Here is a 15,603-nt window from a genome sequence, read left to right on the forward strand (position 1 = left end):
TTAACAGTGAAAGATGCCTCGCCCGTGGTCTACGTCCGCTATCTGTCAAAAGTAACTAAGATGGCGAAAATGGCGCCGACCCCGTTGAATGACGTGCGCGTTGTCGAGATCAGCGACCGGATCGCCGGCGGGTACTGCGGCAAGCTTCTGGTCGACGCGGGTGCCGACGTCGTGAAGGTGGAACCCGGCACCGGCGACCCCGTGCGACGCCTCACCGCGACGGGCGCCGCCCTGCCCGACGGGGTCGATTCGCCGCTGTTCAACTACCTGGCCGCCGGGAAGCGCAGTGTGACAACGGCTTCCGAGGAACTCTTGACGCGCGCCGACATCGTGATCCTCACCGCGAGCCGGTCTGCGGCTGCTGAGCTGGGCATCGACCCGCAGCGGCTGCTCGCGGCTGCACCGCGGTGCGTCGTCGTCACGATCTCCGACTTCGGCTGGACCGGCCCGTGGGCCGAGCGCCCGGCGACGGAATTCACCCTGCAGGCGTGGTCGGGCTGCACCGGCTTCCGCGGCGATCCGGCGGGTCCGCCGATCTCGATCGGCGGGGACCTGGGGGAGTACATGGGCGGCGCGGTCGCGGCGTACGGCGCGCTGGCGTTGCTCCGTCGGGTTCGCCGCGGTGGACCCGGCGGGCATCTCGACATGTCGATGCTCGAAGCGATGACGTTGATGCAGAGCAGCGAGTGGCTGCACTCTCAGCTGTTACAAGTCCCTCCGATCACGCGCTCGGTCGAAGTGCCATCGATCGAACCCGCCAAGGACGGCTACGTCGGCATCAGCATGGTGACCGGGCAGCAGTGGCTGGACTTCGCCGCGATGGTGGAGTGTCCCGAACTCACCGAGATTCCCGAACTGCGATTTCAGCTGGGGCGGTGGGCGTATCGCGACTGGATACGCGAACGGATCGGGCCGTGGCTGCGCGAGCGGACGGTGAACGAGATCGTCGAACTCGGCCAGCTGTTCCGGTTGCCGATCGCCCCGCTGGGCAACGGCGCGACCATTCCGCATATGGATCACCTGCGGGAACGTGGCGTCTACGTCGACAATCCCGCGGGTTTCCGCCAGCCGCGACCACCGTGGCTGATGTCGATCGCGTCGCCTGCGCCGCTGCGACGTGCCCCGAGGATAGGTGAGAGCGAGTTCCTTTGGGACACGCGCGAATCCGTCGCCACTGCCCCGTCATGCGAACTGCCACTCAAGGGGGTACGCATCGTCGACCTGACGGCCTTCTGGGCCGGGCCGTCGGCGACGCACGCCCTGGCCGCCTTCGGCGCGGACGTCATCAAGATCGAGTCGATCCAGCGGCCCGACGGAATCCGCTATTCGGGCGGCATGCGCACCGACGTCGACGACTGGTGGGAGTACGGCTGGGTTTTCCACGCGATGAACACCAACAAGCGCTCTGTGACACTGGATCTCGATTCCGACGACGGCCGGGGACTGTTCGAGCACTTGGTGCGCCAGGCAGACGCAGTCATCGAGAACTTCTCCCCGCGGGTGCTCGACCAGTTCGGGCTCGGCGCGGATGCGCTGCTCGATCTGAACCCGTCGCTCGTGGTGGTGCGGATGCCGGCGTTCGGGCTGATGGGTCCGTGGCGCGACCGCGTCGGCTTCGCGCCCACGATGGAACAGATCGCGGGGCTGGCGTGGGTCACCGGTCTGCCCGACGGGCCGCCGATCGCGCCGCGTGGCGCATGCGATCCGCTGGCCGGCGCGCACGCCGCGTTCGCCTTACTCGCCGCGCTGGAATTCGCGGACCGCACGGGCCACGGCCAGCTCGTCGAGGTGCCGATGATCGAGACCGTGCTGAACGTGACCGCATCGCAGACAATCGAATTCGAGGTGCTCGGTGTGCTGATGGAGCGACGGGGCAACCGGGGCCACACCTCAGCGCTGCAGGACCTCTACCGCTGCGCCGGTGATGACACCTGGGTCGCGTTGACCGTGCGCAGCGATGACGAGCGTGACGCCTTGGCGGAGCTGACGGCCGGTGCGGCGCTTGAGGATTGGTTTGCGAAGCAACAGCCCGCCACCGTCGTCGACCGGCTCACCGACGCGGGAATCCCAGCGGCAGAGGTGGTATCGCCGTCGCTGGTCACGGAGAACCCGCAGTTACGCCATCGCGGCTACTTCGAACGTCTCGAGCATCCACGCACCGGGGAGGGTCTGTACCCGTGCCCGCCGTTCGCCCGGCTCGACGGCGCCGAGCGATGGCTGACGCGGCCGCCGCCGACGTTGGGCCAGCACAACACCGAGGTGCTGACGCAGTTGTGCGGGCTCAGCGAGGCCGACCTGCGCAGGTTGACCGAGCAAGGAGTCATCGGCTCGCGCCCGAAGGGGCTGTGACGGCTCAACGGGGCGTGAGCGAGATCGCCATCTCGTCGAAGATCGACATGTTGTTCGTCAGGTTCGGATAGGTGACCTTCGGCGGGCCGAGCGTGATGTCATCCGCACGGCAGAGCAATTCATCGAGGACAGCGCAGATCTCGGCGCGCGCCAGCATCGCGCCCAGGCAGTGGTGGGGGCCGCCGCCGCCGAAGGTGACATGCGGATTGTCGCGTCGGCCGATGTCGAACGTGAACGGCTCACCGAAGATCTCTTCGTCGCGGTTGGCTGAGCGCAGCATCGACACCACGCGCTCGCCCTTCGGGATCGTGACGCCGTCCATCTCGACGTCGACCTTCGTGCTGCGGGTCCAGAATGCGACCGGCGTCGACCAGCGCAGGACTTCCTCGACCGCTGAGGGCCGGATCGCCGCGTCCGCGCGGTACCGCTCGATCTCGTCGGGATTGGCGACGAACGCCTGCAGCCCAGAGGCCAGCGCGTTCTTCGTGGTGTCGCTGCCCGCGAAGGTCAGGACGTAGAAGAAGATCTCGAGTTCGTTCGTGGGGATGGACAGTTCCTCGCCGTTCTCGTCGGTGATGATCGCGGACGCCAGGGTGCTCCATATGTCGTCGACCGGGTGGCGCTTCTTCTCGGCGGTGAGCTCAGACGCGTAGGTGAAGATCTTGCCGAACAGTTCGAGCTGCTCCTGTTCGGTCAATTTCGTCTCTGGCGCATTGGCTTTGAGGATCCGGTCGAGCGTCTCGAAGATCTCTGGCCGGTCCACGTCGGGGATGCCGATGATGTCACCGATCACCGACATGGGCAGCACATCGGCGACGTCGGAGATCCAGTCGCCACCACCCGAGTCGAGCAGTCGGTCGATCAACGACGCCGCACGAGTCCGAATGCCCTCTTCGAGTTTGGCGATCGCCTTCGGGGTGAAGGCATGTGACATCACCCTGCGCCGCTTGGTCAGCGTCGGCGGATCCATGTGGATGATGGTCGGCGCATCCGCCATCACGTCGATGGGCTGGATCAGCGGGCCGTCGACAGCGGTGAACGAATCGGTGTCGCGATGAATGCGTTGCGCATGGCGGTGCTTGGTCGTAATCCAGAAGTCCCGTTTGACTGTTGCGCGACGCCGTCGGTGCGCTCGTGGTGGAAAATGGGCTGCTCACGGCGTAACTGCACGAACAGGTCGTCAGGAAAACCCTTCTGCCACAACGCAGGATCTGACAAGTCGACCGGAACAATCGTGGGCATGCAGCAACCTCGCTTCGGCGTTCTTGACCTAGAATGCCTAAAATAGTAAAAATAGGCAATGGACGGCGGAAACGGAGTGACTCGCGTGGTTTCTGACTCGACTCTGGATCCGTCGGAGCGCGAGTTCGGACCCAGCGGCATCAGCCTGTCCACCTACCGCTTCCCGACCGGGTGGTTCATCGTCGGGTTCGCCTCCGAGCTAGCCGCCGGCCAGGTCAAACGCGCCCATTACTTCGGCGAAGAGCTGGTCATCTTCCGCACGGAATCTGGACAGATCCACGTGCTCGACGCGTACTGCCAGCACCTCGGCGCGAACATGGGCGTGGGCGGGACCGTCGAGGGCGAACACATCGTCTGTCCCTGGCACGGCTGGCACTGGAACGGTGACGGCACCAACGCCCTGATCCCGTACAGCAAGATCGGCTGCAAGCAGAACGTCCGCATCCGCACCTATCCGGTCACCGAGTGGTACGGCTTCATCCTCGTATGGCACGAACGCCACGGCCGGGCACCGTACTGGCAGCCGCCCGTACTGCCCGAGCTCGAGACCGGCGAGTACTACCCGCTGCATCCGCACAGCAGGATGGTCAACCGCGTCAAGGTGCACGCCCAGATGATCATCGAGAACGCCGCCGACCCGTACCACGTGCAATATGTGCACAAGGCGGCCAATCCCGCGAACACCGCGTCGTTCGAAGTCAGCGGCTATCACCTACACACCACGGTGAACGCGAATTTCGGTGGGGGGCGGGCGAAGACCTGGTTGACGCCGAACGGGCCCGTCGACGCAAAGATCATCTACGACAACTACTCGCTGGGGTTGGGTGTCGTGCGTTTCCCGTCCGAGCTCGTCGCGACCATTCAGGTCACCGGTCAAACGCCGGTCGACGAGGATTACACCGACTATTTCTACACCCAGGCTTCTGTCCGCGAACCAGGTGACACCGGCGAGCGGCCGACCGGCCGGGCCGCGAAGTTCGTTGCACTGCAACAGGAAGTCATCAAACAGGACTTCTTCACCTGGGAGAACATGAAGTACCTCGAGAAGCCGAACCTGGCGCCCGAAGAAGCGCGGGACTATGCGGCGCTGCGTCGTTGGGCGCACCGCTTCTATCCCGGAACCGAGCCGTCGCCAGACGATTTCGGCTACACCGCCGACGGCGCTCCCGACCCGGCGGCCGCGACGCGGTGACCGATCCGTCCGCGTTCGGCGTCGACCAATTCACCATTCCGGCGGTGCTCGACAGGCGGGCCGAACAGTTCGGCGACCGGGTGATGATGACGATCGCCGGCACCGACGTGACGTTCGCTCAGATGCGTGATCGGTCCTGTGCCGCAGCCAGCGCGCTCGCCGACCTCGGTATCACGCGGGGCGAGACCGTCGCCCTGTTCACCGGGACGTGCCCCGAGTGGGTGTACTTCTGGCTTGGTGCGGCACGCATCGGCGCGGTGACCGCCGCCGTGAACGCGGCCAGCAAGGGCGACTTCCTCGCACACGCCCTGCGGCTGTCGCGGGCAAGCCTTGTCATCACCGATGCCGACCGGCAGCCCCGGCTGGCCGAGGCATGCGATGTGAGATCAGTCCTCGCACAAGAAATGTCACTCACAGCGATGGAAGCACCGTCGACGGCGCCGGTGGGCGAACATGAGGTCGGGGCGCTGTTCTTTACCTCGGGCACCACCGGGCCGTCGAAAGCCGTCGCGACGACGTGGGGCTACCTGTTCCGCGCGGCGGCCACCGTGGCGGCGGCATGGGAGTTCTCTTCGGACGACGTGCTGTGGACCGCGATGCCGCTGTTCCATCTCAGCGCGGCACCAACGGTTCTCGCGCCGATGCTGGTCGGCGGGACGTCGGTGTTGGCCGACGGATTCCACCCAGCGCACGTGTGGGATGAGATACGCGCCTGCGGCGCTACTGGTTTCGCGGGCGCGGGCGCAATGGTGTCCATGCTCTGGAACCTGCCGCCCGATCCGCGAGACGCCGAGCTACCGCTGCGGTTCCTCTCGGCCGCACCGATTTCCGCGGACATCTACCGTGACATCGAGCGACGGTACGGCTGCCGCGTGGTGACGATGTACGGCCTGACCGAGGCCTTTCCGATCGCCTACAAATCAGTGTCCGACGAGGGCGTGCCAGGTACCTCAGGCCGCGTCAACCCCGCCTTCGAGGTGCGCATCGTCGACGGGTGTGGGCGGCCGCTGCCCACCGGCGAGGTCGGCGAAATCACCTGCCGGGCGCGGACAACGCATGCGATGAGCGAGGGGTATGTGTCGTCCGCGTCCGACGGGCCAGGTTTGCCCGTCGACCCACACCCGCAGTGGTTCCGCACCGGTGATCTCGGCGTCCTCGACGAGGATCAGAACCTGACGTACGTGGATCGGGTGAAGGACTCGCTGCGCCGTCGGGGGGAGAACGTCTCCTCGGTCGAGGTGGAGACGACGGTGACGCGCCACCCCGCGGTGGCTGAGGCCGCGGCCGTCGGCGTGCCGAGCGAACTCGGGGAGGACGACATCCTGGTCGTTATGACGTTACGGCCGGGCGCCACGCTGGATTACACCGAGCTGCTCGATTTCTGTGCGGCCCGCATGCCGTATTTCTGTGTGCCGAGATACCTCGAAGTGCTGGAGGAGATCCCGAAGAACGTCATCGGGCGGGTCCGCAAGGATCTGCTGCGCCGCAGGGGATTGGGCCCCGCCGCCTGGGACCGCGAAGCGCACGGCTACGTGCTGAGCCGCTAGGGAGAACGCATATGACGATGACCTATCAGCAGCAGTACGTGTTGGACGGAATGGCCGGCCGCGCCGCGATACTCGACTTGACGGCGCGATACAACCGGCTGTATTCGAGCGGTGACATCGAGGGGTGGATCGCGTGCTTCCGGCACTCGGGAGCAACGATCGTCCGCGGCGGAGAAACGCTCACCGACCTGCGCGCCGCATTCAACGGCGGCGGCGGAAAACGGCTCGTCACAGTCGATCATGAGATCGCGGTCGACGGCGTCGATGCCACCCAGCGCTGTGTCGCACTGCTGTTCGTCGGCGCCGAACTCCGCGCCACCGGACTCTATACCGACCGGCTGATCTACGAGCGGGGCGGCTGGTACTTCACCTCCAGAGAACTGGAATGGGACGTACCGCCGCCGTGACGATCGAGATCAGCTACGAATTCGCGTTCGGCACCTATGAGGATGCGCTGCGCATGGTCGGCACGCGCACCGAACCGAGGCACGCCGGCACCGCGGTGAGCGGCGCACGCATCCAGCACTTCGCGTCGATGGTGCGCGACGACAACCCGTCGTATTGGGATCCCGAGTTCGCACAGCGGGTTTGGGGCGGTCTGGTGGCACCGCCGGCGCTGTTGACGGGTCTGCTGATGCCGCCGCCCTGGGTGCCCACCGGTGAACCGCCGATGGCGTCGATCGCGGTGCGGGTTCCACTTCCGGGTACCGCGATCATCAATGCATCCAACGACGCCGAATACCTGGCGCCGATCCTGGAAGGCGACCTGTTGAGCGTGGTCGAGGAACTGGTGTCGGTGTCCCCGGAGAAGGAAACCCGGCTCGGCATCGGGCATTTCATCGAAACCGTCGAGACCTACTACCGCGGTGACGAAGTGGTGGCCCGCTGCCGTAACTCGTTGTTCCGATTCACCCCCACCGGCTCATGATCTGGGACGAGATCGTGGTGCCGACCGATCTTGACGAGGTGGTCGACGAGATCAGCTATCAGCGGGTCGTCATGAACGCTGGGACGACGTGGGACTACATCCCGTGGCACTATGATCACGTCTATGCCCAAAACCACGGGCATCCAACGATCTTCGTCAATACGATGCATCTCGCGGGTTTCATCGACCGGGTGGCGACCGGTTGGGCAGGGCCGGACAGCCGCGTGGTGCGGCGCAAGGTCACGCTGCTCGGGTCGATCTACGCGGGAGACTCAATGGTGGGACGAGGCCGCGTGGTTGGCAAGCGGCGCGAAAAGTCCCGGCTGGTCGATCTCGAGATCGGCGTGTACAACCAGCGCGACGAGCTGTGCTGTCCGGCCGAGGTGACGGTCGAATTGTCAGGTTAGCTCCGGCAGTGTGCCGGCACTGATCGTCGACTGCAGCTCAACGTATTCGGACAACCCCTCGGCCCCGAACTCGCGACCGATGCCCGACTGCTTGAACCCGCCGAACGGAGCGCTCGTGTCGAGCGTGTACATGTTGATGCCGTATGTGCCGGTGCGGATCTCGGCGGCGATCTCCAATCCGTGGGCGACATCCGCCGTCCACACCGAACCGGCCAGCCCGTAATCGCTGTCATTGGCGATGCGAACGGCGTCGCGTTCGTCGCGGTATGTGAGCACGGTCAGCACCGGCCCGAAAATCTCCTCGCGGGCGATCCGCATGTCGTTGGTCGCGTCCGTGAACAGGGTGGGGCGGACGTACCAGCCGCGTTCGCGCGGTTTGTCGGTGCCGCCGAGCACCATTCGCGCGCCCTCGTCGAGGCCGGCCTGGATGTAACCCAGCACGCGCTGCTGCTGTCGTTGCGCGACAAGAGGTCCGATGTCGGTGGCCTCGTCGGTGGGATCACCGATCTGCAGTCCGGACATCATCTCCGCGAGCGCGTCGACGACTTCGTCGTGGCGGCGTTCGCTGACCAGGATGCGGGTCTGCGCGACGCAGGCCTGCCCGTTGTTCATCAGGCTCGCCATTTTCAGGCTCTCGACGGTGTGGTCGACGTCGGCGTCGTCGAGGATGATCGCCGCGGACTTGCCGCCCAATTCCAGGCTGACGCGCTTGAGCTGCTCGCCGCACAGTGCGGCAATTCGCCGTCCGGCCGCCGACGAACCGGTGAACGAGATCTTGTCCACGCCGGGGTGACGCACCAGGGCTTCGCCGGTCTCCCGGCCGCCTGGGAGAATCGACACCACGCCTTCCGGCAGGTCGACTTCTTCCAGCATCTCAGCCAACCACATTGCGTCCAAAGGGGTTTCGGGTGCCGGCTTCACCACGACCGTGCAGCCCGCGATCAGCGCCGGGATCAGCTTCGGCATGATCACGAACTGCGGGACGTTCCATGGCACGATCGCGCCGACGACGCCGACGGGCGCGCGGCGCACATGGACCTCTCCGAATAGTCCCGGTCGCCGCTCCACCCAGGGGAACTCTTTGGCGGCTGCAAGGGTGAGGTGCATCTGCGAGAGCGCCCCCGTCGCCTGGCCCATTCTGCTGAAACTGCGCGGTGAGCCCATCTCGGCCGTGATGAGATCGGCCATCGCGTCGGTGACGTCGCTGTAGAGCGCAGCGAGTTTTTCGATCTTCTCCATGCGCTCGGACACGGCCAGGCGCGGCCACGGCCCGTCGTCGAATGCCCTCCGCGCGGCGCTGACGGCCCGGTCGACATCCCCGGGCCCGGCCTCCGGCGTCGCGCCGATCGGTTCCTCGGTGTGCGGCGAAATGACCGCGATCCGCTGCCCCGTGGAGGGTTTCTCCCAGCGCCCGCCGATGAAAAGGTCGTCGTAGGTAAGCGATCTCAACGCCAACACCGCCCGTCCATTATTGCTATTACTGCTAACATAGCAAAAAAGCGATGGCCTGGGCATACGGAGTGGCTTGTGGGCGGAGACTGGCGTCGGTACCCCTTCGAACTGGTGCCCGGCGATGCGCAGCTCCGCTTCCCCGACGCGGAAGCCAACCACCCTGACTGCGAGTCCGACACCTGGTTTCTGGCCGGCGAACTCGCCGGCGGCAGTGGTCGACGATACGCATTTCTGAGCATCATCAACAAGAACCGGCCCGGCCAGTCGATCGTCGCCGACTTCTACACCTTCGCCCTGTTCGACCTCGACGCCGGCACGTATGCGACATACACCGATTACGACATGCCGTCGGCCAACCGGCATTCCAGTGCGAGCCCAAAGCTTTCCGCTGCGAATGACCACCTCGACTTGACCTACGAGGCCAGTGCGGGCACCGCAGTCTGGCGGACGTGCCGCGACGCGCGCGGCGAGTTGATGCCGTATACCTACGACGTCGAGTTCGTCGGCGCCGACCAGGCGGGGCAGACCATGGGCCTGGACCTGCGTGTGACACCGTCGCGTCCACCGGTGCCGTTGGGGGCCGCGGTGTACAGCGGGAAGATCGAATGCTTCGGGCAGCCCGACACCTATTCGTACTTTCAGACCCGGATGGCCATGAAGGGCACGCTTCGGTGGGGGTCCGCGCAAGAGGAGGTCAGCGGGAGCATGGGGCATGTGGACCGGCAATGGTTTGCCCTTGTCGCCAACAGCGGAGGCCCGAACGGCGATATGCGTTCCAGATCCCACGAATGGCGCACCATCAACCTCGACAACGGCGTCGACCTGAGCATCTGGCGACAATTCGACCGCGCGAACGGCAATGCATTGCAGCCGTTTTCGGGTGCCACGACGAGCGTGCCGGAGGGCGAGCCCCAATATGCCGATGACATCGAGGTCGAAACCTTCAGTTACGTGCAGTGGCCCGAGTCGGTGCGGACGTTGGTTCCGCCGCCCGCCAGCGCGCGGTATATGCCGGACCGGCATCGTCTCACGTCACGCGAGCTTGACCTGGACCTGACGGGGGAGCCGTTGGTGGCCGCGCCTGCGCATGCGCTGCCGATCGAGTACATGGAGGGGCCGTACCGCTATCGCGGCACGATGCGGGGAAATCCGGTGAGCGGCTTCGGGTTCTATGAGCGGTCGCTGGCGCTGTACCGGGACTGGGAACTGGCCGAAGCTTTATCTCGCACGTAGCCCGCGAGTGTGCGGTTTCATCCGCGCACATCGGCGAGTCGCGTATGAAACCGCGCATTCGGCGCAATTTCATCCACCGATTGCTGCCGCCGACGTTTCGTGGCGGTGCTGGCGGGTGAGGTCGATGAGCTGGTCGCGATCCATGCCTGATTCCCCGGTCGTTGAAGGACCATTTTATTGTTTTTATAATGATAGATGGGGCGCGATCGCAAGGCGATCAGGACGTTGCCGGGTCATCTGCGCGCATGCCCTCTCTGCGCCGCGAAACGGCGTGCCAGCTAGGCGGACACATCACGTGGGGCTGAGCCGATGCGGGGGAGGTCTTGTTCGGCCCAGGCGGCCATGGTGGCCAGCACGACTTCGAGTCGTTGGCCTGCGGGGGTGAGTTGGTACTCCACGCGGGGTGGGATCTCCGGGAAGGCGGTGTGGGTAACCAGTCCAGTGCCGACGAATCGCTATCATGCGCGTTGTCGACGGCACGATCACCGAAATCTCTCACGTCGAAGAACTGCTCAAGTTGACGCAACAGATCAGCGGCGCGCAGCCGGCGTAACGAGCCGCCGTCGGTGTGCAGATATCGAAGTCAATTCGTTCAAAAGGTTCGATCTCAGACGTGTGATAGCTCCGGCGAATTGCATGTCTTCCAGCTCGGGGTCCGCCCGTGACCAGCCAAGTCTTATTCAGAAACCCAGCTAGTCTGGTGGATATGAAAAAGAGTTCGTTCGCGGGGTGGCCGTGTTCGATCGCCCGGACGATGGATCTTCTTGGTGATGCGTGGACGCCGCTGGTGCTGCGTGAGGCCTTCTACGGTGTTCGCCGATTCGACGAGTTCCAGTCCGGGCTGGGGATCGCGCGCAATACCCTGGCCGATCGACTGCATCGTCTCGTCGACGAAGGGTTGCTGCAAAAGCAGCTCTACCAAACCGAGCCGCGCCGGTATGAGTATGTGCTGACCGATAAGGGCGCCGATTTCTTCGGTGTGCTCGCCGCGATCTCGCAGTGGGGCGACCGTTGGCTCGCCGGGCGACAGGGGCCGCCGGTAACGATGCATCACGACTTGTGTGGCCACGACAGCGAGGCTGCGGTGGTGTGCACGCAGTGCGGAGAGCCGCTGCGGACGGCGGACACCACGATGAAGATCGGGCCGGGCTACCCAGACAAGCTCAAACGGCGGCCGGACGTGCGACAGCGGTTTGGCTTGACAGAGTAGGTCTCAATAAGCAACTGTAAAGGTCAGACCCATCGAGGCCAGGAGGTTCGCGAGCTGTGGAGTGGACTGGTGCGCGCTACGCGGATAAACCGACGGCGGAAGTCAGCACGTTCATCGAGGCTCCGCCCGAGCGGGTGTGGGAGATCGTCGCTGACATTGAGCTGATGCCGACCATGAGCGACGAACTGCAGCGGGTCGAATGGCTCGACGGCGCAACCGAACCCGCCGTCGGCGCCAGGTTCGTCGGCCACAGTAAACACCCTGACCTCGGGGAGTGGGCCACCACTTCGCAGGTGATCGAGTGCGAACCCGGGCAGGTGTTGGCCTGGGCCGTCGAAGACGTCGACAACCCCACCGCGATCTGGCGGTTTCGGCTGATGCCGACCGACAATGGCGGGACCGAGCTGTCGCAGTGGATGCAGATGGGGCCCGCCCGCTCCGGCTTGTCGGTTGCCATCGACCGCATGCCGGAGAAAGAACAGAAGATCGTCTTCGTGCGCATGCGTGAGATCGAGCGCAACATGACCGTCACCCTTGAACACATCAAGAAACTGGCGGAGAGTTGATGCGCGCTGCCACCACGGTCGAAGCGTCCGGGTTCGAAAACTGGTCGCAACAAAGGGACTTCGTCGTCGAAGCCGAGAAGCTCGGGCTCGATATCTGCTGGGTCGCTGAAGCGTGGGGGTCGGACGCACCGTCAGCGATCGGCTACTACGGGGCTTGCACGGACCGGATGCTGTTGGGCTCCGGCATCATTCAGTTGGGTACTCGCACGCCGGTTGCGATCGCGCAGGCTGCGATCACGCTGTCGAATCTGACCGATGGCCGGTTTTTACTCGGTCTCGGCGCGTCGGGTCCGCAGGTGATCGAGGGGCTCCACGGCGTGGACTTCGCACGGCCCTTGACTCGTATGCGCGAAACTGTCGAGATCGTGCGCCGCGTTATCGAAGGCGGCAAAATCTCCTATGCCGGTTCTGAATTCGTGATTCCTCGGCGGGGTAGCGAGGCGGTGCCGATGCGGCTCTCCATGCGCGCCGAGCATGAGATCCCTATCTACCTGGCCACGCTGTCGCCGGCGATGCTGCGCCTGACGGGTGACATCGCCGATGGCTGGCTCGGCACCAGCTTCGTGCCTGAGGGCGCGGCGGACGCCTACTTCACCCACCTCGACGAGGGATTGCGACGAGCCGGTCGCAGCCGTAGCGACCTCGATGTGTGCCAAGGCGCCGAGGTCGCTTTCGCCGCCGATGAAGACGCGTTGCACAGTATGGTCCGCGCACGCAAGAAGGAACTCGCGTTCAGCCTCGGTGGAATGGGATCGGCGTCGACAAACTTCTACAACCAGGCCTACAGCCGCCAGGGCTGGGGTGAGGTCGCGACCGAGGTGCGCGAGCGATGGCGGGCCGGCGACCGTGACGCCGCGGCCGACCTTGTCACCGACGAGATGGTGCTGGGTACCACCTTGATCGGGACGGAATCCATGGTGCGCCAACGGTTGCGCGTGTGGCGCGACGCCGGTGTCGACACGGTCCGCATGTATCCGGCGGGGGAGACCCTCGATGCCAAGTTGTCCACCCTGGCCAGGGCGATCGAGATCGCCCACGGAATCGATGCCGACGGCCAATAGAGGTCCTCTGGCGCTCGGACGAGTGTCTCAGACTGCGAATTTGAAGGTCTTGCGCAGTTGTTTGTCGAACGCCCGGGCCGGGACGAGGCGGCGCATCGTGCTGAGGCGACGTGCCCTCGGACTCGCGGGGTAGCGAAGCTGCGGCTTCGTATCGGTGGCCGCGGCCACAATCGCTTTGGCGACCGTGGCGGGGTCGTCGCCCATGTTTACCTGCTCCGCCACTACCTGGTTGGTGGCATCTCGCTGCCGGGCGTAGATCTCTAACGGGTTGTCGGGTGGCGTGGTGTTGTCGTCGAAACCGGTTCTGGTACCACCGGGTTCGACGAGAAGTACTCGGATGCCGTACTCGCGAACTTCATGGTCGACGGATTCGGAGTAGCCCTCGACCGCGTGTTTGGTTGCGCTATAGGCAGCCATGAACGGCGCGGGCATGAACCCGAATACGGATGAGATGTTGACGATGCGTCCACTACCTTGGGCGCGCATGTGCGGCAGTACGGCGTTGGTCATCCGGATGACGCCAAACACGTTGATGTCGAACAGGCGCTGGGCCTGCGCGATCGAGTTCTCCTCGGCGGCCCCCGACAGACCCATGCCAGCGTTGTTGATCAGGACATCGATGCGCCCGAACTGCCCGAGCACCCGCTTGACCAGAAGTGCGACCGAGTCATCGCTGGTGACATCAAGATCGATGAATGTCACACCCTCTCGGCGGATCAGTCCCTCTGTATTGCGACTGGTGCCGACAACCTCGAAACCCGCTTTCACCAGGGCGTGGGCAGCGAACTTGCCGAGACCTGAATACGCGCCCGTGACGAGTGCGACCGGCCGAGTTGCTGACATGCTGTGCTCCAATGGAGATTGAATTACAATCGTAATATTGAATTACGACCGTAAGGTTATAGGATCCGTTGGCGAAGGGCAAACGACCAGTCGGGGCAAGCGGAGGAACGTGTGGCCAGGTACGGCAAAGAGCACAAGGACGCGACACGACGGCGGATCCTCGAGTCGGCGGGCCGCCGGTTCAAGCGCGACGGCATAGACGGCTCAGGCATCGCCACGCTCATGGCCGACGCAGGCTTGACCAACGGAGCCTTCTACGCGCATTTCGCCTCCAAGAACGACCTCATCGCGACCGCCGTCGCCGATCAGTTGCGCGCGCAGGCGGACCGTCTGCGTGCGCTTCCGCCTGGCGAATCCGGCCTCGAGCAGTTCGTGCGTTGGTATCTTTCCGCCGAGCACCGGGACGCCCCCGAGGACGGCTGCCCATCGGCGGCGCTGCTTGATGAGATCGGACGGGCGCAGCCCGCAATCAAGGAGGCGTTTACCGACGGATTGCTCGAGTCCACCGACGAGCTCGCCGCTCGCCTTGCGCCGGACGATCCCCAATCGGCACGCGCTCAGGTGCTAACCGTCTTCGCCCTGATGGTAGGCACGGTGCAACTTTCTCGGGCACTGGCCGACCGGCAGCTTGCAGACGAGGTACTCGGGCAAGGCATCAAGAACGCCCTTGCCTTGCTTGGCATTTCACATCACAGCTGATAGGCGTCATCGCCGATGCCGGACGCGCACTGGACGCAGTCTTAGCCATTGAATGGGCAGCACAGCTGCGGCCTGATACCTTCCGGAGCGGACGACGAATCCGAGGCGCAGGAAGGTCAACAAGGCATGAGCGGCGTGGTAGTGACAGGCGCGGCGTCGGGTATCGGGCGAGCCAGCGCCGAAGCCCTTGTGGCCGACGGCCGCAGCGTGGCGCTGTGGGACATTGCCCCCGACGTGACCGAGGTGGCCACAGCCATTGGCATGCCCAGCGCCGTGGTGGACGTCTGCGACACCGAGGCCATGGCGGCCGCGGCTGATGTCGCCGCCGAAAGTTTGGACGGCATCGACGGACTCGTGCACGCCGCCGGGCGCGTCATTCCCGAGCCGGTCGGCGCCTACACACAGGACTCGTGGGACGCGGTGCTGGACGTCAACTTACGGGCGCAGGCGATGTTGGTGCAGATCCTGTTGCCGTATCTGGAACGCGCCGCTGGCGCCGGTGCAGCGCCGGCCATCGTCGGAATCTCCAGCATCGAGGGGCTTGCTGCAAATCCGTTCATCCCGGCCTACTGCGCATCCAAGGCGGGATTACTGGGTTTGACGCGGTCGATGGCTGCACAGCTCGGCCCGTTGGGAATTCGCATCAACGCCGTGTGTCCCGGGTTCATCCACACACCGATGCTTCAGATGGCGCTGGACGTCGACGAGGTGCGGGTTGGCTTCGAACACGCCGCGCCGCTCGGCCGGATCGGCACTCCGGGCGAGGTCGCCAACGCGGTGGCATTCCTGATGTCGCCCAAGGCCTCGTTCATCACGGGGACGTATCTCGTTGTGGACGGGGGAGTGACGAGCCGCCACGCCTAAGGCCTCGTTG

At 64.9% G+C, this 15,603-nt stretch carries 15 protein-coding genes and 1 pseudogene; 12 read left to right on the forward strand and 4 right to left on the reverse strand.

Annotated features, from left to right (window positions below):
- Window positions 1-60 precede the first annotated feature (60 nt).
- Window positions 61-2,349 carry a CaiB/BaiF CoA transferase family protein gene (locus CWS39_RS06180; RefSeq protein WP_102142019.1) on the forward strand — a complete coding sequence of 763 codons (2,289 nt, stop codon included), beginning with the start codon at window positions 61-63 and terminating at the stop codon, window positions 2,347-2,349.
- Window positions 2,350-2,353: 4 nt separating this feature from the next.
- Here the strand turns inward: CWS39_RS06180 and CWS39_RS06185 are convergent.
- Window positions 2,354-3,591, reverse strand: a pseudogene (locus tag CWS39_RS06185) (cytochrome P450).
- Window positions 3,592-3,649: 58 nt separating this feature from the next.
- On the opposite strand from CWS39_RS06185, the gene CWS39_RS06190 reads away from it, so the two are divergent.
- From CWS39_RS06190 to CWS39_RS06210, 5 genes are read left to right on the forward strand one after another with little or no spacing between them, the layout of a single operon-like run.
- Window positions 3,650-4,783 (forward strand): aromatic ring-hydroxylating oxygenase subunit alpha, encoded by a 1,134-nt coding sequence (locus CWS39_RS06190; protein WP_102142020.1) that lies wholly within the window; start codon window positions 3,650-3,652, stop codon window positions 4,781-4,783.
- A complete protein-coding gene (locus tag CWS39_RS06195; protein WP_102142021.1) occupies window positions 4,780-6,330 on the forward strand; it encodes an AMP-binding protein in 1,551 nt (516 codons plus the stop codon). The genes CWS39_RS06190 and CWS39_RS06195 overlap by 4 nt, the downstream gene beginning before the upstream one ends.
- Window positions 6,331-6,341: 11 nt before the next feature.
- Window positions 6,342-6,737 carry a nuclear transport factor 2 family protein gene (locus CWS39_RS06200; RefSeq protein ID WP_102142022.1) on the forward strand — a complete coding sequence of 132 codons (396 nt, stop codon included), beginning with the start codon at window positions 6,342-6,344 and terminating at the stop codon, window positions 6,735-6,737.
- Window positions 6,716-7,258, forward strand: coding sequence for a MaoC family dehydratase (locus CWS39_RS06205; protein ID WP_102142023.1), 543 nt, complete (start codon window positions 6,716-6,718; stop codon window positions 7,256-7,258). The genes CWS39_RS06200 and CWS39_RS06205 overlap by 22 nt, the downstream gene beginning before the upstream one ends.
- A complete protein-coding gene (locus tag CWS39_RS06210; RefSeq protein ID WP_102142024.1) occupies window positions 7,255-7,665 on the forward strand; it encodes a MaoC/PaaZ C-terminal domain-containing protein in 411 nt (136 codons plus the stop codon). The genes CWS39_RS06205 and CWS39_RS06210 overlap by 4 nt, the downstream gene beginning before the upstream one ends.
- On the opposite strand, the gene CWS39_RS06215 is transcribed toward CWS39_RS06210, so the two are convergent.
- Window positions 7,657-9,114, reverse strand: coding sequence for an aldehyde dehydrogenase (locus tag CWS39_RS06215; RefSeq protein ID WP_102142153.1), 1,458 nt, complete (start codon window positions 9,112-9,114; stop codon window positions 7,657-7,659). The two genes, CWS39_RS06210 and CWS39_RS06215, sit on opposite strands and share 9 nt — an antisense overlap.
- 78 nt (window positions 9,115-9,192) lie before the next feature.
- On the opposite strand from CWS39_RS06215, the gene CWS39_RS06220 reads away from it, so the two are divergent.
- Window positions 9,193-10,350 (forward strand): lipocalin-like domain-containing protein, encoded by a 1,158-nt coding sequence (locus tag CWS39_RS06220; protein WP_102142025.1) that lies wholly within the window; start codon window positions 9,193-9,195, stop codon window positions 10,348-10,350.
- A 278-nt stretch (window positions 10,351-10,628) separates the two neighbouring features.
- On the opposite strand, the gene CWS39_RS06225 is transcribed toward CWS39_RS06220, so the two are convergent.
- Window positions 10,629-10,787, reverse strand: coding sequence for a winged helix-turn-helix transcriptional regulator (locus CWS39_RS06225; RefSeq protein ID WP_102142026.1), 159 nt, complete (start codon window positions 10,785-10,787; stop codon window positions 10,629-10,631).
- 224 nt (window positions 10,788-11,011) lie between these two features.
- On the opposite strand from CWS39_RS06225, the gene CWS39_RS06230 reads away from it, so the two are divergent.
- From CWS39_RS06230 to CWS39_RS06240, 3 genes are read left to right on the forward strand one after another with little or no spacing between them, the layout of a single operon-like run.
- The gene (locus CWS39_RS06230) at window positions 11,012-11,560 is read left to right on the forward strand and encodes a winged helix-turn-helix transcriptional regulator (RefSeq protein ID WP_233213379.1); all 549 of its coding nucleotides are present in this window, start codon (window positions 11,012-11,014) and stop codon (window positions 11,558-11,560) included.
- A 56-nt stretch (window positions 11,561-11,616) separates the two neighbouring features.
- Window positions 11,617-12,126 carry an SRPBCC family protein gene (locus tag CWS39_RS06235; RefSeq protein WP_102142028.1) on the forward strand — a complete coding sequence of 170 codons (510 nt, stop codon included), beginning with the start codon at window positions 11,617-11,619 and terminating at the stop codon, window positions 12,124-12,126.
- On the forward strand, window positions 12,126-13,187 hold the full coding sequence (locus tag CWS39_RS06240; RefSeq protein WP_102142029.1) for an LLM class flavin-dependent oxidoreductase: 1,062 nt from the start codon (window positions 12,126-12,128) through the stop codon (window positions 13,185-13,187). Before CWS39_RS06235 ends, CWS39_RS06240 begins: the two co-directional genes overlap by 1 nt.
- Before the next feature lie 27 nt (window positions 13,188-13,214).
- Here CWS39_RS06240 and CWS39_RS06245 read toward each other — a convergent pair whose 3' ends face one another.
- Complete coding sequence (locus tag CWS39_RS06245) at window positions 13,215-14,030, reverse strand: oxidoreductase (protein WP_102142030.1); 816 nt, start codon at window positions 14,028-14,030, stop codon at window positions 13,215-13,217.
- 111 nt (window positions 14,031-14,141) lie between these two features.
- Here CWS39_RS06245 and CWS39_RS06250 point away from each other — a divergent pair, with 111 nt between their 5' ends.
- Window positions 14,142-14,729 (forward strand): TetR/AcrR family transcriptional regulator, encoded by a 588-nt coding sequence (locus CWS39_RS06250; protein WP_102142031.1) that lies wholly within the window; start codon window positions 14,142-14,144, stop codon window positions 14,727-14,729.
- Between the two features lie 126 nt (window positions 14,730-14,855).
- Window positions 14,856-15,593: an SDR family NAD(P)-dependent oxidoreductase gene (locus CWS39_RS06255; RefSeq protein WP_102142032.1), complete on the forward strand. Its 738-nt coding sequence runs from the start codon at window positions 14,856-14,858 to the stop codon at window positions 15,591-15,593.
- Window positions 15,594-15,603: the final 10 nt, after the last annotated feature.

The organism is Mycobacterium hubeiense, from assembly GCF_002838065.1.
Classification (GTDB): Bacteria; Actinomycetota; Actinomycetes; order Mycobacteriales; family Mycobacteriaceae; genus Mycobacterium; species Mycobacterium hubeiense.